Consider the following 18,811-nt stretch of genomic DNA (forward strand, 5'->3'; position numbering starts at 1 on the left):
CGGTTCCCCCGGGGTGCATCTCTTGTGCCTGGTGTGCCCGGCCGGCACGTCTTCATCGCCACGGGGTGAGGTCGGCGCGCTTGGGCGGGCGGCCGTCGCCGGAGGAACGACCGGTGGCCCGGCGGGCGAGCCACGGGCCCAGATGGGTCCTGGCCCAGCGCACGTCGGCGCGCCGGCGATCCGTCCAGGCCTGCGGCGGGGCGGCGGGCAGCGGTGCGCGCCAGTCGTACTCGACGGGCAGGCCCAGGGCCTGCGCGGTGGCCTCGGCGACCCGGCGGTGGCCCTCGGTGGACAGATGCAGACGGTCGTCGGCCCACATCCGGGGGTCGTCGAACACGCGGGCGGTGAACAGGTCGACGACGGTGGCGTCGTGCCGCGCGGCGACGGCGTCCACGAAGGCGACCAACTGCTCGATCCGGGGCATCAGTCGGGCCGAGGAGCGCAGTCGGCGGGTGGGGTCGGTGCTGCGGAACAGCACCAGATGCGCGCCGCCGGCGGCGAGCTTGGCGGCGGCCTGTTCGAACACCGCGCATACCGCGCCGACATCGCAGCGCGGACGCAGCACGTCGTTCAGGCCGCCGGCAAGGGTGATCAGGTCGCCGTCGAGTGTGACGGCGGTGTCGACCTGTTCGTCGGCGATCTGCCGGATCAGCTTCCCGCGCACGGCGAGATTGGCGTAGCGCAGGGTCGGCGTGTCGAGGGACAGGCGGTCCGCGAGCAGGTCGGCCCAGCCGCGGTAGCTGCCGTCGGCGGCGAGATCGGACATGCCCTCGGTGAAGGAGTCACCGACCGCGACGAAACTCGTGAAGGTGGGATGTGGTGTGTGCATGGCCGGAAAAGCCTAATGCCGGGCGCGGCACCAGCCTTTGTCGGCGGTGCGCCCGCCACTCGGCGGCGCACTCAGCGGCGACGGGCCACGCCGAAGAAGTAGTCGCCGAGCAGGGACTTGCTGCCGATCACGTCGAGCCCGTGCCGCGGGAGCTCGTCGAGGAAGTCCCGCTCGCCGAACCGGTCTTCGGTGGGGTGGTCGAACAGGAATGCGAGACTGGGTCGGGCCAGCGCGCGAGCGGTCATCTCGGAGAAGTAGAACCGGCCGCCGGGGCGCAACACCCGCCCGACCTCGGCCAGGCACGCCCGCCAGTCGGTGATGTGGTGCACGATCGCGAAGTCGAAGACCGCGTCGTAGCTCGCATCCGCCGCGCCGATGCCGGCCCGCAGGTCGGTGGCCGAACACTCGACCAGCGCCACCCGGCTGTTGCCGTGCCAGCGCCGCCGGGCCCTGGCGAGCGATGCGGAGTCCAGGTCGATGCCGTCGACCCGGGCCGCGCCGAAGCGGTTCAGGATCAGCTCGATGCCCCGGCCGGTGCCGCAGCCGATCTCCAGGGCGTGCGCACCGGGGTCGAGCCGGCCGCCCAGGCGCAGCAGCAACGGCGTCTCGTACCAGATCTGCGGGGCCCGGCGGAGGGGGCTGGCGACGACGATCTTCTCGACCGTGTTCATCCGCATGGCGTACTCCCCCTGGTTGCCGTGTGTGGCCGGCGCACCACGATGGGCCATGTCGTGGGCGGCGTCAAGGATGTGGGCGGCGGGTTCGGTGCGCGCACCTGTGCGACGTGCGGGAGGCGCTAGCCTTCGGGCGTGGGTCGGTGGTGAGAGCGCGCCGAATTCGTCGAGTGATGCCGGTCCGGGGCGCGGGTCGGTCGGGGCCGTGACCGAGGTGGGTGCGATGAGCCGGACCACGATGACCGGGACGCTGACGGTGTTGCTGGTGGAGGACGATCCGGGCGACGCGTTGATGATCGAGGAGGCGCTGCTCGATCGGGACGGGGGACACACGTTGTGCCGGGCCGCGGACGGCATGGAGGCCCTGGAGTGGCTGCGCACCCACCCACGGCCGGACCTGGTCATCCTGGACCTGAACATGCCCCGGATGGACGGCCGCGAGTTGTTGTCGGCGATGAAGGCCGACGAGCGGTGGCGGACGATCCCGGTGGTGGTGCTGACCACGTCGGCCGCGCCCGACGACGTACGGCGCAGCTACGACCTGCACGCCAACGCGTTCGTGACCAAGTCGGTGGAGTTGGAGTCGTTCCTGGCGGCGGTGCGCGGCATCGACGAGTTCTTCCTGCGATTGGTGACCCTGCCGCGCGGGTGAGCGGTGGTCGACGTCCCGCCGTTCGGGCGCGGCTCGCCCACCCGGTCGGGGCCGCTCACTCGGCCGGGGCCCGCTCGGTCGGGGACACCAGCAGGGCGATGCCGTCCAGCAGGCGATCGAGCCCGAAGCCGAACAACGAATCGAGATCCATTTCCAACCCCGGTTCGTTCAGCACGGCGGCGTACATCGGGAAGTTGCCGCTGCGCAGGATCAGGTCCATCGTCTCGTCCTGTGCCTGCATCCACTCCTCACTGGAGATGCCGGTGGCGCGCTCGGCCTCGAATTCGGCCGCGATGTTGACGGCGGTACCGCGTACGTAGTTCAACATCGTCACCGCGATGTGCATCATCACCCTCGGCGGTAGCCCGGTGAACTCGGCCATCGCCCATTCCACATGCGCCATGCCGCGCACGGTCGGCAGCGGGCGGGTCATCGACATGACCTGGGCCAGCCACGGATGCCTGCGGTACATCCCCCATTGCAACCGGGCCGAGGTCTCCAGCCGGGCCCGCCAGCCCACTCGACCGTGGGATGCAACCGGCAGTTCGGCGAACGCTCGGTCGGCCATCGCCGCGAGCAGGTCCTCCTTGCCGGGCACGTGCCGGTACAGGCTCATCGCGGCCACGCCCAGTTCGGCGGCGATCTGGCGCATCGACACCGCGGCCAGGCCGCGTTCGTCGGCGATCGCCACGGCCGCCGATACGACGCGCTCGTGGGTGAGTTCGGCATCGGTGCGCGGGGGGTGCGCGGGCGGTACGGCGATGGGCGCGGCGCGTGGACGCGGCCGGCCCGGTCGGTCGGGGCGATCCGGGTGGTCGGCGACGACGGTGCCGATGCCGCGTACGGCACGGACCAGGCCGGCCTTGCGCAGTGTGGTCAGGACCTTGGTCGCGGTGGCCATCGCCACGCCCCACTCGGCGGTGATCGCCCGGGTGGAGGGGACCCGGTCGCCGGGCCGCAACTCGCCGCTCTCGATTCGGCGGCGCAGTTCGGCGGCGATCCGGGCCGAGGGGGTGGCCTGCGAGACGGGGGCGGTGGGCGTTGTCGGCGTCGTGGGTGTCGCCGGTGTCGTGGGGCGGGGCATCGGGGCCTCCGGGGCGGTCGGGCGGTGCACTAGGGCAGTGCTCGGTGCACTATAGGGCGCGCGGAGCCCGGTCAGCTAGTGCACTGATTTGGTGCACTACTTGGCGAAGCCTTTATTCATCGCTGATTACGCGCCATTGCGCCAGCAGGTCGACCGTGTTTACTCTGTACGCGTTCGACGCCGTACGCCGTACAGGTGCATCAGTGGGGGAGAGTTCCAGTGGCGATCATCGAGACATCCGAGCGGCCCGGGTCGGTGCCGTTGGCGGGGCGGCGGGAGTGGATCGGGCTGGCCGTCCTGTTGCTGCCCCTGCTGCTGGTGAGCATGGACGTGTCGGTGCTCTACTTCGCGGTGCCGTTCATCGGCCGCGCGTTGGAGCCCACCGGTACGCAGCAGTTGTGGATCCTGGACATGTACGGATTCGTGCTCTCCGGCCTGCTGATCTTGATGGGCGCGCTCGGCGACCGGATCGGCCGGCGCCGACTGCTGCTGGTGGGCGCGGCGCTGTTCGGCGGTGCGTCGCTGGTGGCGGCGTACGCGCACAACGCGGAAACGTTGATCGCGGCCCGGGCACTGCTGGGCGTGGGCGGCGCGGCGCTGATGCCGTCCACCCTCGCGTTGATCCGCACCATGTTCGCCGACCCCGGACAGCGCGGGACCGCGATCGCGCTCTGGACCGCCGTGATGACCGGTGGCATCTCGCTCGGGCCGATCCTGTCCGGTCTGCTCGTCGAACACTTCTGGTGGGGCTCGATCTTCCTGATCAACGTGCCGGCGATGGCGATCCTGCTGTTCCTGGTCCCGGTGTTCGTGCCGCGCCATCGGGGCCTCGCCCAGGGACCGTTCGACCTGATCGGCGCGGTGTTGTCGCTGGGCACGCTGCTGCCGGTGGTGTACGGGATCAAGGAGATCGCCCGCTCCGGCGCGGCCACCCTGCCGGTGCTGAGTATCGGCTTCGGGCTGATCGTCGGCGCAATGTTCGTGCGTCGCCAACTCACCGCCGCGCACCCGCTGTTGGACCTGGAACTGCTGCGCATGCGGGCGTTCGGCGGGTCGGTGGTGGCCAACGTGTTGGCGATGTTCGCGATCGTCGGCTTCGCCATCTTCACGACGCAGTATCTGCAATCGGTGCTCGGAATGAGTCCGTTGCGGGCCGCGCTGTGGAGTCTGGTGCCCTCGGGAGCGGTGGCGGTGGCCACTCCGGTGGCCACCGTGCTGGCCCGGCGGATGGATCGGGCGTGGGTGATGTGCGGCGGGTTCGTGCTGGGCGCGGGCGGCTTCACGATACTGGCCGGAGCCCGGCCGGACTCCTCGTTGGGGCTGCTGCTCGGCGGGGCGGCGGTCTACGCGGCGGGCGTGGTCGCCGTGATGACCCAGGTGACCGAGATGGCGATGGGCGTCGCACCGCCCGATCGTGCCGCGTCCGCCTCCGCGGTGTTGGAGTCGGGGAGCGAACTGGGCGGCGCGCTGGGCATGGCGCTGCTCGGCACGATCGGCGATGCGGTCTACCACCGCGCGATGACGGACACCGCGCCGAGCGGCCCGGCCCGGGAGACGCTCGGCGGCGCGCAGGCGGTCGCGGCGCACCTGCCGGAAGACTCCGGACGGGCGCTGGTGCACTCGGCCCGGGAGGCGTTCTGCGACGGGATGAGCGCGGCGGCGATCGGGGCGGCGGTGGTGATGGTGGTCGCGGCGGCGTACTGCGCCCGGTTCCTGCGGGGTGTGCCGGTCGCGAACGGTGATGCTGCGGTGGAGGACGTGGGTTCGGGAGCCGATTCGGGGTCGGGTTCGGGCGAGGGCTCGGGTGACGGTTCGGGCGGGGTGGACGGCCGGGCTGCGGTTGCGGTGGGGGAGACGTCCGACGTGCGGTGAACGGGCGGGGGGGGGGGGGGGGGGGGGGGGGGGGGGGGGGGGGGGGGGGGGCCGGCCCCCCCCCCCCCCCCCCCCTTCTCCATGGGCCTGTGTCCCTGCGGACGATGTCGGCCCGACTCAGCTCTCCGTGAGCAGCCCTGCGCGCAGGGTGCCGAGCGTGCGGGAGAGCAGCCGGGAGACGTGCATCTGGGAGATGCCCAGTTGCTCGCCGATCTCGGCCTGGGTCTTGCCGCCGAAGAAGCGCAGCAGCAGGATGTGCTTCTCGCGCGGCGGGAGCGCGGCGATCAGCGGCTTGAGCGACTCGCGATTGTCCACGAGTTCGATCGCGTCGTCGTCCGCGCCGAGCCGGTCCATCGGGACCGCCGCGTCGTCACCGCCGGCACCGCCGCCGGGTGCGTCGAGCGAGGACGCGCTGTAGCCGTTCGAGGCGATCATGCCCTCGACGATCTCCTCGCGCGAGACATCCAGGAAGGCCGCGAGTTCGGCGACGGTGGGCGCTCGATCCAGCTGTCCGCCCAACTCCTCGCTCGCCTTGGCCAACCGCAGTCGCAATTCCTGGAGCCTGCGCGGCACTCGGACCGACCAGGTGGTGTCCCGGAAGAAGCGCTTGATCTCGCCGAGGATGGTCGGCATCGCAAAGGTCGGGAACTCGACCTCGCGATCGGTGTCGAAACGATCGATCGCCTTGATCAGCCCGATCGTGCCGACCTGGACGATGTCCTCCAGCGGTTCGCTGCGGGTGCGAAACCGACCCGCGGCGAAGCGCACCAGGGGCAGGTTGAGTTCGATGAGGGTGTTGCGCACGTATTGGTACTCGTGCGTGCCCTCTTCGAGCCGGTTCAGCCGTTGGAACAACGTCCGGGACAGAGAGCGCGCGTCCGCGACGCCCATCGACCCGATCTCGCCCTCGTCGAACTCGTGGTGAAGCCCGCACAGATCCAGCTCTTCTGCCCCGGTGTCCATTGCCGGTGGCCGCTGCGACCCCCGGACCTGCATCTCGGCTCCGAGCTGTACTGCCATGCCTCCCCCTCGTGACGCGTTGTGAGGTCTCCCCCCTGCGCCTAACCCCGATCGGGAAGGGCAAACACGATCCGCTCGAAAAAGTTTGTGTGGGCCGGCCGACCCCCACCATCGCGGGGCGGTCGTCTATCGTGTGCCCGGGCCGGATTACTCGGTGGGCAAAGGGCAGCAGGAGGCTGGCATGCAGGGCGGCTTGACGGTGTCGGTCAGCACCAATGGCACCTCTGCGATCGTTACGGTCGCCGGTGAGATCGACGTGGACAGTGCCGACGCGGTGCGGGACCGCCTGTTCGAGTGTGTCGAGCAGGGCAGTACGCGCTTGGTGATCGACTGTTCGGAACTCGATTTCTGCGATTCGACCGGACTGAACGCGTTCCTCGGTGCCCGCCTGCGCGCGCAGGCCGCAGGAGGAGAGGTCCACCTCGTGGGCGTTCAACCTGCCGTTGCGCGGGTATTCGAGATCACCGGTGCGGTACAGGGGTTCACTTTCCACGAGACCCTGGCAGAGGCGGTCGGAGAGTAGCCCGTGACTTCTGGTGTCCTCCAGCGGGATGCGGGCAACTATCACCGCGTAGCAGCGTGAGCGAGGTGAGCCAGTAGATGTGCGCCATGCGATCGCAGGCGCCCGGCGACGGGGGTGCCTGTTTCTCCACCCCACCGCTTCGTCAGGTGCGGAGATTGCCGTTCGAGGGCGCGACGGGGGCGGTGGCGCGGTCCAGGACGTTCATCCGCAACACGCTCCACGCGTACGGATGGTCGGGTTCCGACGACGAACAGGTGATGCTGACGGCCGATGACGTCCTGCTCGTCGCGGTCGAACTGGTCACCAACGCGTGCCTGCACGCGGGCGGTCCCGTCGAGCTGCGCGTCGTGCGGACGAGCGATCTGCTCCGGATCGAGGTGGACGACCGCAGCGAGGAGCCGCCACAAGCGCGTGCGCCGCACTCGGGAACGCGACCGGGCGGTCACGGACTGCACATCATCCGGCGGTTGACGCTGGACTGGGGTGTGGTCGTGCACCAGGGCGACGGCAAGACGGTGTGGGTGGACATGCCCGTTCCGGAGGCCATGCGCTGAGCGGGGTGCCTCGGGGCCGTGCGCGGAGCCGGGTGTCGCGGGGGTGTGCGGGGTGTCGTGCGGTGAGCCGGGCCTCCCTGCGGTCGTGCGCCGAGCCGAGAGTTCGGTCGGTCGTGCGCGGAGCCGGATGCCGGCCCGAACCCGGCCCGCTCGGCGGATACCCTGGAGCACATGTCTGCCTCTTCGGTTCGTGTTCGCTTCGCTCCCTCTCCCACCGGCATGTTCCACGTCGGTGGCGCTCGTTCCGCGCTGTACAACTGGGCCGTGGCGCACAAGGCCGGCGGCACGTTCGTGCTGCGGGTCGAGGACACCGACGAGGCGCGCAACCGGCCGGAGTGGACCGAGGGCATCCTCAGCGCGCTCGCGGCGATCGGGATCAACGCGTCCGACCCGGCCTTCGAGGGCCCGTACTTCCAGTCGGAGAACACGACGCTGCACCGCGAGTCGGCGGTCAGGCTGTTCGACGCCGGCCGGGCCTACTACTGCGACTGCACCCGTGAGGACCTGGAGGCCCGCACCGGCTCCAAGCACCTGGGCTACGACGGCTTCTGCCGGGATCGCGGCCTGGCCGCGGGCGAGGGTCGCGCACTGCGCTTCCGCACACCGGACGAGGGTGTCACCGTCGTGGCCGACCTGGTCCGCGGCGACACCGAGTTCCCGAACTCCTCGCTGGAGGACTTCGTGGTGGCCCGGGGCAACGGCTCGGCGGTGTTCCTGCTGGCGAACGTGGTCGACGACGTCGACCAGAAGATCACCATCGTGATCCGCGGCGAGGAGCACCTGTCGAACGCGGCCAAGCAGCAGCTGTTGTGGGAGGCGCTCGGCGCGACCCCGCCGCAGTGGGCGCACCTGCCGGTGATCGTGAACGAGAAGCGGCAGAAGTTGTCCAAGCGCCGGGACAAGGTGGCCCTGGAGTCCTACCTGGACGAGGGCTATCTGCCCGAGGCGCTGGTGAACTACCTGTTCCTGCTCGGCTGGGGCCCCAAGGACGACATCGAGATCCGGCCCTACGCGGAGCTGGAGCAGCTCTTCGACCTGCGGGACGTGAACAAGTCGTCGGCGTTCTTCGACGTGAAGAAGCTGTCCTCGTTCAACGCCGACTACATCCGCGCGCTCGACGCGGATGCGTTCGTGCGGGCCTGCGAGCCGTGGGTGCTCGGGGCGAAGGCGCCGTGGGCGAAGGAGGCGTACGACCCGGCCGTGTTCGCCGAGGTCGCGCCGCTCGTGCAGACCCGGATCACGGTGCTCGACGAGGTCCCGATGTACGTGGACTTCCTGTTCCTGGACGCACCCGCCGAGGACGAGGCAGCCTGGGCCAAGGCGATGAAGCCGGGCGCCGCGGACGTGCTGGCCAGTGCGCGCACGGAGCTCGCGACGGCCGAGTGGAACGTGGACGCGCTCAAGGCCGCGGTCGAGGCCGCGGGCGCCGCGCACGGCCTCAAGCTCTCCAAGTCGCAGGCCCCGGTGCGGGTCGCGGTGACCGGCCGGACGATCGGCCTGCCGCTCTTCGAGTCGCTCCAGGTACTCGGCCGCGACCGGGTGCTGGCCCGCATCGACACGGCACTGAAGCGACTGACGGCGGCGGAGTAGTCGGCGCGGCAGGCGACCGGGAGCCGACCGGCACGAACGAGGCGGGCCCGCACACCGATTGCCGGTGCGCGGGCCCGCCGTGTCGCCGGGTACGGCCGCGTCAGCTGATCGAGAGGGTCAGCGTGGCGCTGTAGGTGCCGGGCTTTTGATAGGCGGGCACCGCCACCGTGATTGCGGCGCCGGCGGTGAAGGTGCCGCCCGTGTGTGGTGCGGGCGGGGCGGAGGCGAGCGTCGAGCCGCCGGCGATTCGGCCGGGAGCGCCCGGGACGGCGGTGCTCGGGGAGGCGGGGTCGGCCTGCACCGCGGGCTTCCAGGTGAATCGGTCGGCCGGAATCCGGCCGCCCTCGGGCGAGGTGAAGTCGGAGACGTCCGCGGTCAGTGCCCAGCCGAGCGAGCCGCCGCGCACGTCGGTGACCGTGACCGGATTGAGGGCGCCGGTCATCGCCTGTGGGGTGCCGTCGAGGGTGATGTCGGAAAGCCTTATAGCGCTTGCCTGTTGCCGGAGGGTCAGGCCGCCGGGCAGGACCGCGCCGGTGATGTGCGTGCTGCCCGTCTGCGGCGACTCCGGTCCGCCCAGCGTGAATTCCCGACTCGCGCCGGACCTGCCCACGGAAACGAGCAGGAACACGGGACGGCCCGGCGGCGGTAGCGGGAGGCTCCGCCCGGAGAGCGTCACGGAGCCCGTCAGATGCCCGGATCGGGCAGCGCCGGTGGGGGAACTCACCCACTCCGGGAAGCAGTCGTCGGTCGGTGTTCCGCACACCTGGACCCTTGCGTCGCCATCCGGCCAGCCCTCGCCGGTGAACTCGATGCGTTCGCCCGGACGGACCCGGGTCGGGGCGATGTCCAAGGTCGGTCCGGGCCCGATTTCCAGGGTGCGCGAGACCGCGGGTGGTGTGGTGGGGGCACACGTGACGACAGGCACCGGCGACAATCCGTCGGTCAGCGAATAGGCGCCGGGCGTCAGGGTGATCGGCCCACCGGCGGGGAGTCGCAGTACGCCCTGGAGATCCCGGAGATCGACCGTCGATTCCGGCCGTTCGGGCTGGTCACGGGGTTGGCCGGATACGGTGAACGTGGTCGGCCGGGAGCCGCCGACCCGTACTTCGGCGACGGCGCGCAGCCGGGTGGTGCCGGGCGGGACGGGGATCGCCGGCTGGGTCCGCCAGTGCCACGTGACGGTGACCGTTTCGCCCGCACTGTAGACGGGTTTCTCCGGGAAGACGGTCAGGTCGACCTTGAATTCGTCGGTTGCCCACACCGGGGCGGGATGACCGACGAGGTGACAACGCTCCGGGTACGCCACCTCCGCCGCCGTGGCCGGGGCGGACGCGGCCACGAGGCCGATGGTCGCGACGATGGTCGCCGTCGCGCAACCCGCCGTGGCGCGACGAGTGATGTGCCTGATTCGGCGCACGAATCTCCTTGCCGGGGTTCGTAGTCGGTAGCCACCAACAGCTCGCGGCGGGAGTCGGGCGAGCGACCCGACGGGTGAGCACCGACGCGATGTTTGGCAGGATCAATGATCTCGGATCGCCGTCTTGGACGCACGCGGATTCGAACACCGATGTGCGGGCGGGGCGGGGTTGTCGGCGGTGCATCGACGGAGTTTGCGGATATGGGCATGCAAAGAGGGCGGCCCCCGCGACTGTCGTCGCGAGGGCCGCCCGGAGTGCGTGTGAGCCGCGTCAGCTGATCGAGAGGGTCAGCGTGGCGCTGTAGGTGCCGGCCGCCTGGTACGCCGGAACGGCGAGGGAGATGTCGGCGTCGGCGGCGAAGGTGCCGCCCGTGGTGGCGGCGGCCGGAGCGGATGCCAGGGTGGCGCCGGTGCCGATCGGGCCCGCGCTGCCGGGCACCGGGACGCTGGGCGAGCCCGGGCCGGCGGTGACCTTGGGCGTCCAGGTGAACGTGTCGGCGCCGATCCTGCCGCCGGTGCCGTTGGTGAAGTCGGTCACCGCGCCGGTGAGGGTCCACCCGGTGGTGCCGTTGCGGAAGTCCTTGACGGTGACGGTGTTCAGCGCGCCGGTCATGTTCTGCGCTTGGCCGTTGATCGTGATGTCCGACAGCCTGATCGCGCCGGCTTCCTGGGAGATGGTCAGGCCGCCGGCCACGACGTTGCCGGTCACCGTCTGGTCCGGGCCGCTGCCGGGGGTGGTGACGCGGAACGACTTGTTCACGGCGGTGTCGTCCGTGCCCTCGTTCACCTTGATCGAGGTGATGGTGTCCTTGCTCACCACGAAGTCGGTGATGCTGAAGGAACCGTCCGGTCCGGCCTGGGTGTAGGCGGTGACGTCGTCGTCCTGGTAATCGCCGGCCATGCCGTACGCCAGGACGTAGTTGCCCGGAGTCCAGCCCGTGCCGGTGATCACGACGGGAGTGCCGACCGGCCCGTGGTTCACGCTCAGCGCGATTCGGCGTTGGGTCGCGGCGACCCGGACCACGCCACTGAGCGCCTCGACGCCGCTGCCCCCGACCTTCACCTTGTAGTCGCCACCGGGGATGGTGACCCCGAGGGTGACGGTGCCGGTGAGCTTCTTGTCGGCGCCGACGGAGAGGGAGTTCGCCGAGATCTTGGCGGGATCGCACGCCGAGCCGTCGGCGGCGCACAACTGCGGAACCACGCCGCCGGCGGGCCAGTTGTCACCCGCCAGGGTGAGCGAGCCGCCGGCGGCGACCTCGGCCGGTGTGGCGGTCAGCGTGGCCGGCTCCTGCGAGGTGCCCTCGACCTTGATGGTGCGCGAGACCGGGACCGGGGTCACGGGCGTGCACTTGGTCTCGACGTCCAGGCCCAGCGCGTGGGTCCACGTCGAGTAGTCGCCCGGCGTCAGCGTGACGTCGCCGGCGGTGCTCAGGGTGAACCTGCCCTCGCCGTTGCCGAGAATCAGCGGTTGGCCCGGCAGGGTCTCCGGGTTGTCGGCGGGGCCCTGGACCGGGACGGTGCCGGTCTGGGCGCCGCTCAGGTTGATCGTGCCCTTGAGATGGGTCGAATCCTTGGGCACCTTCCCGATGACCGGAATCTCGGCCGGGGCGAGCGGGTGGACGACCCACTTCCAGGTGACCGAGACCTCTTCGCCGACGGCATACGTGGCCTTTTCGGGGGTGACCACCGTGTCCACTCGGATGTGGCCGTCGGGCGGATTCGAGAACGGGTTGGTGCAGTGGGTCGCGTAATCGACCGGTGCCGCGTGCGCGGACGGGGTGACGATGACGAGACCGCCGGTCGCCGCGACGGCGGCCACGGCCGTGGAGGCGATCAGCCTGCGTCGCGCGATTCTTCGCATTCGGGACACGATTCTCCTCGCCGGAAGAGCGTTGCCAATGGTCGGTTCGGCGCCGTATTCATCCGGTAATTGCCGATACCGTCGATGCCCGCATCGGGAAAAGAAAGGCGGGGCCGCATATCCGAGGGATATGCGGCCCCGCCCTGTCGATTCGTCGGCGGTGGTTCGGATCGCTCCGGATCAGGTCAGGGGGTGACGGTCCACGCGGTCGACGCCTTGCGGTCGGGGTGGAAGGTCTCCGACGCGACGATGCCGGTGTTGTCGCCGCGCGTCATCCAGATCCAGATGCAGAATTCGCCGTTCGGCAGCGCCCACGCGCCGGCCCAGTCGCTCGTCTTGCCGCCCGAGGCGTTGAGGCCGTTCACGTTGATCCAGGCCGAGGCGCCGAAGCCGTGGCCGGAGACCTTGACCCACGAGCCCGCCGGGCCCGAGGTCTTGTCCAGCTCGATCCAGCGGCGCTGGACCGAGAGCGGGGCGGACGCGGTGCCCGTGCCGTCGGTCAGCTTGAGGGTGTACTGGCCGTCCGCGATGCCCGAGGAGGCCAGCTTGACGGTGCCGTTCAGGTTGCCGTTCGCGTCGGCCGCTCCCGGGCCCTGGGCGATCTGCGCCGAGGAGCAGGTGGCGCCGTTCGGGGTGCACAGCTGGGCGGTGACGGTCGCGTTCGGCGTCCAGTTCGCGCCGGTCACCGACACGCTGCCACCGGGGTGGCTGGTGGTCGGCGAGGCGGACACGGTCGGCGGGTCGGTGGCGACGGTGAACGGCGCCGAGGCGAAGGGCGTGCTGCCGGACCAGGAGCCGGTCCAGGCGAGCACCGCGGAGGCCGTGTCGAAGTAGATCGGGATGGTGCCGGTGAAGGTGCCGTCCGGGGTGCTGGTGGCGTAGAACGACTCGTCCGGGACGCCGCCGGAGTCGGTGAGCGCGTAGGAAACCGTCTCGTTGGCGGGGAAGTTCTTGCCGGACACCGTGACCTCGGTGCCGACCGGGCCGCGGTTCGGGGTGATCGAGATCTGCAGCGGGCCGCTGGGCACGTACTTCTTGACGGTGATCGGGGCGCTTGCCTCCTTCGTACCGTCCAAGACCTTGACCCGGTAGCTGCCGTCGGCGGTGGTGCCCGCGAGGGTCGCGGTGCCGCTCAGGTTGCCGGCCGCGTCGATGACCAGGGTCTTGGCCGTGAAGGCGCCGGGGTTGCAACCGCCACCGGAGGCGTCGCAGAGCTGCACGTTGGCGGTCGCGTTGGGCGTCCACACGGCGCCGGACAGCGGTACGGCGGTGCCCGGCCGCACGTCGGTGGTCGGCGCGTCCAGCGTGGCCGGCGTGCCGGGGCCGCCGGTCACGGTGATGCTGCCGACGGCGCCGCCGCCGGAGGTGATGACACAGGGCGTCTCGTAGTTGGAGCCGAGCACCTTGGTGTAGGTCAGCGTGCGGATCGGACTGAACGTGACCGGGCCGGCCGCGTTCGTCGGTACCACGAACGTGCCCGAGTACGGCGGAGTCTGAATCGGCGTGTTCGCCTGCACGGGGATCTGCAGCAGCGGTCCGACGACCGTCACCGTGCCGGTGGCGCCACCGGACATCGCCAGGTCGATGGTCGGCGTGGTCGGCACCGTCATCGCGAGCGGGCTGGTGGCCGGGCTCGGTCCCAGGGTCACCTTCGCGGTCACGGTCGCGCCGGGAGCGGCGACGGCCGGGGTGAAGGTGACGTCCATCGCCTGCACGCCGGTGGCGGTGCCCTGACCGGCGGGCAGACTGCACTTCACCGTGGGGTTGATCTGGGTGGCCGAGGCGGTCGGAGCGAGTGCCGCCAGGCCGGTGATCGCCAATGCCGTCCCGGCGAACGCGGCGGTCAGCCGGCGTCCGGTCCTCGTCGCGGTGGTGGATCTGCGCGCTACGCGCATGTGGTTCCTCCATGGTCGGGGGTGCGATCGCCCCCGGGAGGTCGATCGCGGCGCGGAAGAAAACCGCCATAAAGGACCGTGGCGGCATGGGTCAAGCAAGTCGAGAGTTCAGAAGAGAATTCATCTCCTAATGGATGAGAAGTCAAGAGTGAACAATGGGTTTCTTGTTCGACACGTGTCACCAAGATCATTTCTTTAGGGCGCCGGAATGCGTGATTTGAATATGCCCCCATAAAGCGGTCCGGCCCCGGAACGAATTTCTTCGTTCCGGGGCCGGACCGGGTGAGCGGTGATGCGGCGTCAGCTGATGGAGAGCGTCAGCGTGGCGCTGTAGGTGCCGACCTTCTGGTACGCCGGAACGGCGAGCGAGAGGTCGGCGTCGGCGGTGAAGGTGCCGCCGGTGACCGCCGCGTTGGGTGCGGAGGCCAGGGTGGCGCCGGAGCCGATCGGCCCGGCGGCGCCGGCCACGGCGACGCTCGGGGAGCCCGGCCCGGCCGCGACCTTCGGGGTCCAGGAGAACTTGTCGGCGGCGATGGTGCCACCGTCACCGTTGGTGAACGGGGTGACCGCACCGGTGAGTGTCCAGCCGGTCGCACCGCCGCGGAAGTCCTTGACGGTGACCGGGTTCAGCGCGCCGGTCATGTTCTGCGCCTGACCGTTGAGCGTGATGTCGGACAGCTTGATGGCCGAGGCCTGCTGCGTGATGGTCAGCGCGCCGGGGGTCACGGCGCCGGTGATCGTCTGCTCGAGACCGCCGGTGGGCGGCTCGGTGACCCGGAACGGGAGGTGCTTGATGGGGTTGGAGCCCCATGCGCCCGTCTCGGTCACCATGAGCTGGGTGAAGCCCTCGAAGTACATCTCCGTGGTGGCGGTGAACGCACCCGAGGCGTCCGTGGTGACGTACGTGGTCTCGTCCGGCACGTCGGAGGTGTCCGACCAGGCGAACTGCACGCCGCTGTTGGGTGCGAAGCCCGAACCGGTGACCGTGACCGAGGTGCCGACCGGACCGTGGTCCGGGCTGATCGTGACCGTGCGCACGGCGGCGGGGGTGACCTTGATCGGCGTGCTCGCCGAAGCGCCGCCGTTGTCGACCTTGATCACGTAGTCGCCGGGGGCGACCGCGTCCGCGATGCTCACGTTGCCGCTGAGCGCGGCGTGCGAGACGACGAGCGAGTTGGCCTTGATCCCGGCCGGGTCGCACGCGGTGCCGTCGGCCTTGCACAGCGACGGCGTCACCTGGCCGGAGGACCAGTTGGTGCCGGTGAGCGCGGTGGCGCCGCCGGCGGCGACGGTGGTGGGGTTGGCCGCCAGGGTCGGGGTCTGGGTGGCCCCTTCCACGGTGAGCGTCTGCGAGACGGCCACCGTGTTGAGCGGGGTGCAGTCGGTGAACGACTCCACCGTGCCGAACGCGATGGTGCTGGTGTTGTACGCGGCCGGGGTGAGCGTGATCTGGCCGGCCGTGGTCAGGGTGAACTGGCCCACGGGGTTGGTCAGGATCAGGTCCTCGCCGGCGAGCGCGGGAGGATTGATCCGTTGGCCCTTCAGCTCGACCTTGTTGGTCATCGCCCCGCCGAGCTGGACGTTGGTGGTCGGCAGGGTGGAGTCCTTGTCGACGCCCGGGGTGTACGGGTTCTTCGGAACCTTGGCGTGGTTCTTCCACTGCCACTCGACGTTGACGACGTCGCCCACCTGATAGGTCGCCTTGGCGGGCGTGACGACCAGGTCCAGCTTCAGGTTCGTGTCCGGAATCTCCAGCGAGGGGAGCGTCCGGTTCACGCATCGTGCGGTGTAGTCGACCTCGGCGGCCAGCGCCGACGGCGCGAGTACCACCAGGCCGGTGGTGCCGAGGACGATCGCGGCGCCGAGAGCGACGGTGATCTTTCCTGGAGCGAATCTGGAGGGCACCGGACTCCTTTCGAAGTTGCGTGGGTCGCGTTCCCGTTCGAGAGGGCGCGCTCCGGGGTTCGACGAGGCTCTTGGCGGCTCCCGCGCGGCCGAAGCCGCGGGCCGGGCATCCGGGTCGGATCCTCTTATGTCTTCGCGCGTTATTTAGCTATGGCTATTCAGAGAAGTCAATGGAAATCGGGGCCCTGGAAAGGTCGACACGTGTCACCAAGATCATGTCCTGAACAGGGATCTTTCACAGGTTTGGATTTCATGATCAACTGCGCTTCCGATGCGTCACGTGTCAGTGTGTCGACAAGAAGAAAAGTCCCTAGATGGGCATTGACTGTTACCGGAAGGCTTGATTCACTCTGGCTGCGGCGAGGGCGTTACGCCCCGACTGCTTCTTTATCGGCGACTTGTCGCCTGTTCGGTTCGAACACCCCTTATGGGCTTGCCTATGGGGTGCAGCGAGAGACGTGTCAGTCCCCAACCGATCGAAGGAGCACAACCGAAATGTCGAAGTCCAAGATCCTCACCCTCGGTTCGGTCTGCGTTGCCGGCGCTGTCGCCGCCACCCTGGGCCTCGGTGGCACAGCGTTCGCCGGTGGCCCTGTCTCGACGACCTACAACTGCCAGGACCTGACGCTCGGGACGACCTACACGGGCGTGACCGGCACCCTGTCCACGACCGCGACGCACAAGCTGCGCTTCGTCACGTCGCTCAACATGCCCACCGCGGTCTCCGCGAACCAGCTGATCACCACCGCCAAGCTCGACTCGACCAGCGGTGCCACCCAGTTCGCCGGCCAGTTCAACGACCCGATCGCCGCCGGCAGCCCCTCGACCGTCGGCCTGGGCGCGCTGCCCAAGACCAGCGGCACGATCACCTCCGGCACGCTCACCACCCCGGTCGGCACCGGTGCCACGCCGACCGTCCCGAGCGCGACCAACTGGAGCGTGCAGATCAACGTCACCGCCGTGTCCGGCATCCCGAACCACAACATCGCGTGTGTTCTCGCCGGTTCGCAGGTGTCGCTCGCCTACTGACCCGCCGGGCGGTAGCGATCTCGGTTCGACAAGCCCGCCCCACCGTGCCGGTGGGGCGGGCTTCGCCGTGCCCGGGATCGGCTGCGACGGGTTCGGTCGGGCCGGCCCGGGTCGTGTGTCGTGTGGTCGACCCGGGCGTGCGGCGACCACGAGTTCCCGCGCGCTCGCTCGCGGTGATCGACGGAAACGGCCGAGGAATGGTGAGTGTGCGCAGCCGGCGCCGACCCCGGGATTACCTTCGGTCGCGCACGGGAATCCGACCGCATCAATTCGTGAGGCGGATATCGATACCCCGGTCCGATTGTCACGAGTCACCAAGATCGCGACGCGTGTCGAGTTGTCCCGAAGGTTTTCGAACACTCGACTCTATTTCCCCGCTTCGGTCGCCGTCGTGCCCTCGGCCGGCAGGCGCGGAAGTCCAATCGACGAAAGGTCGAAATCCGGGTGGAGTGGGGAACATCGGATTCCCCGGCCCGTGCATGCGAAGGGGCGGGAACCACCGACCGGTGGTTCCCGCCCCTTCCGATGTCCTCGGTGCCCCTGCGGGCGCCGTTTACTTCACCGTGATGCCGGCCATGCCGAGCTTGTCGAACTTGAAGCTCGTGTCGATCTCGACCGCCGTGATGCCGGTGGTCTTCTTGCTGGTCACCAGGATCCACGAGCTGAACTTGCCGTTGCGGTCGGTCCAGGCGAGGCCGAAGTTGAAGGTCGGGTTGGCACCCTCGACGCCCGCGAGGGCGATCAGCGTGTTCGGGGTGAAGTTCTCGCCCGACACCTTCACGAACGTCCACGGGCGGACCGTGCTCTTGCTCAGCGTCACCTTGCGCTGCACGACCGGGACGTCGGCCTTCTTGACCGTCAGCGGCGTGGAGGCGGTGCGGCTGCCGTCGGTGACCCGGACGCTGTACGCGCCGTCCGCGGTGCCGGGGGCCACCGTCACGCCGCCGGAGAGCACGCCGTCGGCGCCGATCCGCAGGCTGTTGGCGGAGATGCCCGCCGGGTTGCACGCGGTGCCGTCCGCGGCGCACAGGGAGGGCGTGGCGGTGCCGCCCTTGGTCCAGTTGGTACCGGCGAGCACGGTCTCCTTGCCGGCCTCCACGGTGCCGGGGGACGCGCTCAGGGTGGCCGTCTCCGGCGTGCTCTGTACGGCGATGCTCTGCGCGACGCCGGAGCCGCCGGTGACCGCGCACGGCGTGGTGAAGTTGCCGTACGGCGTCACCGTGGCGGTGGTGGTCTTGGTCGGGGTCAGATCGACCGTGCCGGTCGCGGTCGCCGGGATCTGCAGCTTGACCGTGAACGGCGGGCTCTGGATCGGCGTGTTCGCCGGGATGTCGATCGTGGTCTCGGCCCCGCTGAGGGTGACCGAGCCGGTGGCTCCGCCGGACAGCGCGAAGTCGATCGACGGCGTCATCTTGATGCCGTTGAGCGCGGCCGGACTGGTGGCCGGGCTCGGGCCGAGGGTGATCTTGAGGTCGATCGTCTCGCCGGGCTTGGCGGTGGTGGGGCCGTCCACGGTCACCGACATCGGACCGGTCTTCTCGCCCTGGCCCAGCGGCAGTGAACACGTGACGGTCGGCGTCGCGGTGCCGGCGAGGGCGGCGGGGGCGCCGGCGAGGAATCCGGTGATCGCCAGCGTGCCGACGCCGAGTCCGGCGGCCAGGCGCATGGTGCGTTGCTTCATGGGGTGCTGCTCCCTGTCCTGCGTTCCTTGCCGGCGGCGGGCGTTGGCGTCGCGTCGGCGGCATGGGGGCGGATACGCGCGTGGTAAGTGGAACGTGTTACAGAAGTGGGGCGGGTCACATTGATGCGCTTTCATCCGGCGAAGTCAAGAGGCGCGAACGACCCATGTGACCGGCGGGTAGGTCTTCGCCGGGGCGTTGACCTGCGGTGACACGTGTCGTCC

General features: G+C 70.0%; 15 protein-coding genes. 6 read left to right on the top strand and 9 right to left on the bottom strand.

Features of this window, described 5'->3' with window-relative positions:
* Window positions 1-52: 52 nt before the first annotated feature.
* Both ACIBM5_RS36745 and ACIBM5_RS36750 read right to left on the bottom strand, forming a co-directional pair.
* Window positions 53-829 (bottom strand): SGNH/GDSL hydrolase family protein, encoded by a 777-nt coding sequence (locus tag ACIBM5_RS36745; RefSeq protein ID WP_396011048.1) that lies wholly within the window; start codon window positions 827-829, stop codon window positions 53-55.
* Between the two features lie 71 nt (window positions 830-900).
* The gene (locus ACIBM5_RS36750) at window positions 901-1,506 is read right to left on the bottom strand and encodes a class I SAM-dependent methyltransferase (RefSeq protein WP_396011049.1); all 606 of its coding nucleotides are present in this window, start codon (window positions 1,504-1,506) and stop codon (window positions 901-903) included.
* Window positions 1,507-1,726: 220 nt separating this feature from the next.
* Here ACIBM5_RS36750 and ACIBM5_RS36755 point away from each other — a divergent pair, with 220 nt between their 5' ends.
* On the top strand, window positions 1,727-2,155 hold the full coding sequence (locus ACIBM5_RS36755) for a response regulator (RefSeq protein WP_396011050.1): 429 nt from the start codon (window positions 1,727-1,729) through the stop codon (window positions 2,153-2,155).
* Between the two features lie 55 nt (window positions 2,156-2,210).
* On the opposite strand, the gene ACIBM5_RS36760 is transcribed toward ACIBM5_RS36755, so the two are convergent.
* On the bottom strand, window positions 2,211-3,239 hold the full coding sequence (locus ACIBM5_RS36760; RefSeq protein WP_396011051.1) for a TetR/AcrR family transcriptional regulator C-terminal domain-containing protein: 1,029 nt from the start codon (window positions 3,237-3,239) through the stop codon (window positions 2,211-2,213).
* Window positions 3,240-3,458: 219 nt separating this feature from the next.
* On the opposite strand from ACIBM5_RS36760, the gene ACIBM5_RS36765 reads away from it, so the two are divergent.
* Window positions 3,459-5,111: an MFS transporter gene (locus ACIBM5_RS36765; RefSeq protein ID WP_396011052.1), complete on the top strand. Its 1,653-nt coding sequence runs from the start codon at window positions 3,459-3,461 to the stop codon at window positions 5,109-5,111.
* A 117-nt stretch (window positions 5,112-5,228) separates the two neighbouring features.
* Here the strand turns inward: ACIBM5_RS36765 and ACIBM5_RS36770 are convergent, their stop codons facing one another.
* Complete coding sequence (locus ACIBM5_RS36770) at window positions 5,229-6,131, bottom strand: RNA polymerase sigma factor SigF (RefSeq protein ID WP_396011053.1); 903 nt, start codon at window positions 6,129-6,131, stop codon at window positions 5,229-5,231.
* Between the two features lie 154 nt (window positions 6,132-6,285).
* Between ACIBM5_RS36770 and ACIBM5_RS36775 the strand changes: the two genes are divergently transcribed.
* From ACIBM5_RS36775 to gltX, 3 genes are all read left to right on the top strand, one after another.
* Entirely contained in the window at window positions 6,286-6,654 is a 369-nt protein-coding gene (locus ACIBM5_RS36775; RefSeq protein WP_391586796.1) for an STAS domain-containing protein, read from the top strand.
* A gap of 146 nt (window positions 6,655-6,800) precedes the next feature.
* Window positions 6,801-7,208, top strand: coding sequence for an ATP-binding protein (locus tag ACIBM5_RS36780; RefSeq protein ID WP_391586797.1), 408 nt, complete (start codon window positions 6,801-6,803; stop codon window positions 7,206-7,208).
* 219 nt (window positions 7,209-7,427) lie between these two features.
* The gene (gene gltX, locus ACIBM5_RS36785; RefSeq protein ID WP_396011143.1) at window positions 7,428-8,798 is read left to right on the top strand and encodes a glutamate--tRNA ligase; all 1,371 of its coding nucleotides are present in this window, start codon (window positions 7,428-7,430) and stop codon (window positions 8,796-8,798) included.
* A gap of 100 nt (window positions 8,799-8,898) precedes the next feature.
* Here the strand turns inward: gltX and ACIBM5_RS36790 are convergent, their stop codons facing one another.
* The 4 genes from ACIBM5_RS36790 to ACIBM5_RS36805 form a co-directional block, all read right to left on the bottom strand.
* Window positions 8,899-10,215: a hypothetical protein gene (locus ACIBM5_RS36790; RefSeq protein ID WP_396011055.1), complete on the bottom strand. Its 1,317-nt coding sequence runs from the start codon at window positions 10,213-10,215 to the stop codon at window positions 8,899-8,901.
* Between the two features lie 271 nt (window positions 10,216-10,486).
* Window positions 10,487-12,079 (bottom strand): hypothetical protein, encoded by a 1,593-nt coding sequence (locus ACIBM5_RS36795; protein ID WP_396011056.1) that lies wholly within the window; start codon window positions 12,077-12,079, stop codon window positions 10,487-10,489.
* A 185-nt stretch (window positions 12,080-12,264) separates the two neighbouring features.
* Window positions 12,265-13,974 (bottom strand): hypothetical protein, encoded by a 1,710-nt coding sequence (locus ACIBM5_RS36800; RefSeq protein ID WP_396011057.1) that lies wholly within the window; start codon window positions 13,972-13,974, stop codon window positions 12,265-12,267.
* A 300-nt stretch (window positions 13,975-14,274) separates the two neighbouring features.
* Window positions 14,275-15,879 (bottom strand): hypothetical protein, encoded by a 1,605-nt coding sequence (locus ACIBM5_RS36805; RefSeq protein WP_396011058.1) that lies wholly within the window; start codon window positions 15,877-15,879, stop codon window positions 14,275-14,277.
* Window positions 15,880-16,374: 495 nt separating this feature from the next.
* Between ACIBM5_RS36805 and ACIBM5_RS36810 the strand changes: the two genes are divergently transcribed.
* Window positions 16,375-16,908 (top strand): hypothetical protein, encoded by a 534-nt coding sequence (locus ACIBM5_RS36810; protein WP_391586802.1) that lies wholly within the window; start codon window positions 16,375-16,377, stop codon window positions 16,906-16,908.
* 553 nt (window positions 16,909-17,461) lie between these two features.
* Here the strand turns inward: ACIBM5_RS36810 and ACIBM5_RS36815 are convergent.
* Window positions 17,462-18,589: a hypothetical protein gene (locus tag ACIBM5_RS36815; protein WP_396011059.1), complete on the bottom strand. Its 1,128-nt coding sequence runs from the start codon at window positions 18,587-18,589 to the stop codon at window positions 17,462-17,464.
* Window positions 18,590-18,811 lie beyond the last annotated feature (222 nt).

The sequence above is a fragment of the Embleya sp. NPDC050493 genome (assembly GCF_044458105.1).
In the GTDB taxonomy this organism is placed as follows: domain Bacteria; phylum Actinomycetota; class Actinomycetes; order Streptomycetales; family Streptomycetaceae; genus Embleya.

What these genes read in the sequence shown, in the direction of transcription:
- ACIBM5_RS36755 (WP_396011050.1), top strand. Translation starts at nt 1,727, where the DNA reads ATGAGCCGGACCACGATGACCGGGACGCTGACGGTGTTGCTGGTGGAG.
- ACIBM5_RS36815 (WP_396011059.1), bottom strand. Translation starts at nt 18,589, where the DNA reads ATGAAGCAACGCACCATGCGCCTGGCCGCCGGACTCGGCGTCGGCACG.
- ACIBM5_RS36795 (WP_396011056.1), bottom strand. Translation starts at nt 12,079, where the DNA reads ATGCGAAGAATCGCGCGACGCAGGCTGATCGCCTCCACGGCCGTGGCC.
- ACIBM5_RS36800 (WP_396011057.1), bottom strand. Translation starts at nt 13,974, where the DNA reads ATGCGCGTAGCGCGCAGATCCACCACCGCGACGAGGACCGGACGCCGG.
- gltX (WP_396011143.1), top strand. Translation starts at nt 7,428, where the DNA reads ATGTTCCACGTCGGTGGCGCTCGTTCCGCGCTGTACAACTGGGCCGTG.
- ACIBM5_RS36745 (WP_396011048.1), bottom strand. Translation starts at nt 829, where the DNA reads ATGCACACACCACATCCCACCTTCACGAGTTTCGTCGCGGTCGGTGAC.
- ACIBM5_RS36770 (WP_396011053.1), bottom strand. Translation starts at nt 6,131, where the DNA reads ATGGCAGTACAGCTCGGAGCCGAGATGCAGGTCCGGGGGTCGCAGCGG.
- ACIBM5_RS36810 (WP_391586802.1), top strand. Translation starts at nt 16,375, where the DNA reads ATGTCGAAGTCCAAGATCCTCACCCTCGGTTCGGTCTGCGTTGCCGGC.
- ACIBM5_RS36760 (WP_396011051.1), bottom strand. Translation starts at nt 3,239, where the DNA reads ATGCCCCGCCCCACGACACCGGCGACACCCACGACGCCGACAACGCCC.
- ACIBM5_RS36750 (WP_396011049.1), bottom strand. Translation starts at nt 1,506, where the DNA reads ATGCGGATGAACACGGTCGAGAAGATCGTCGTCGCCAGCCCCCTCCGC.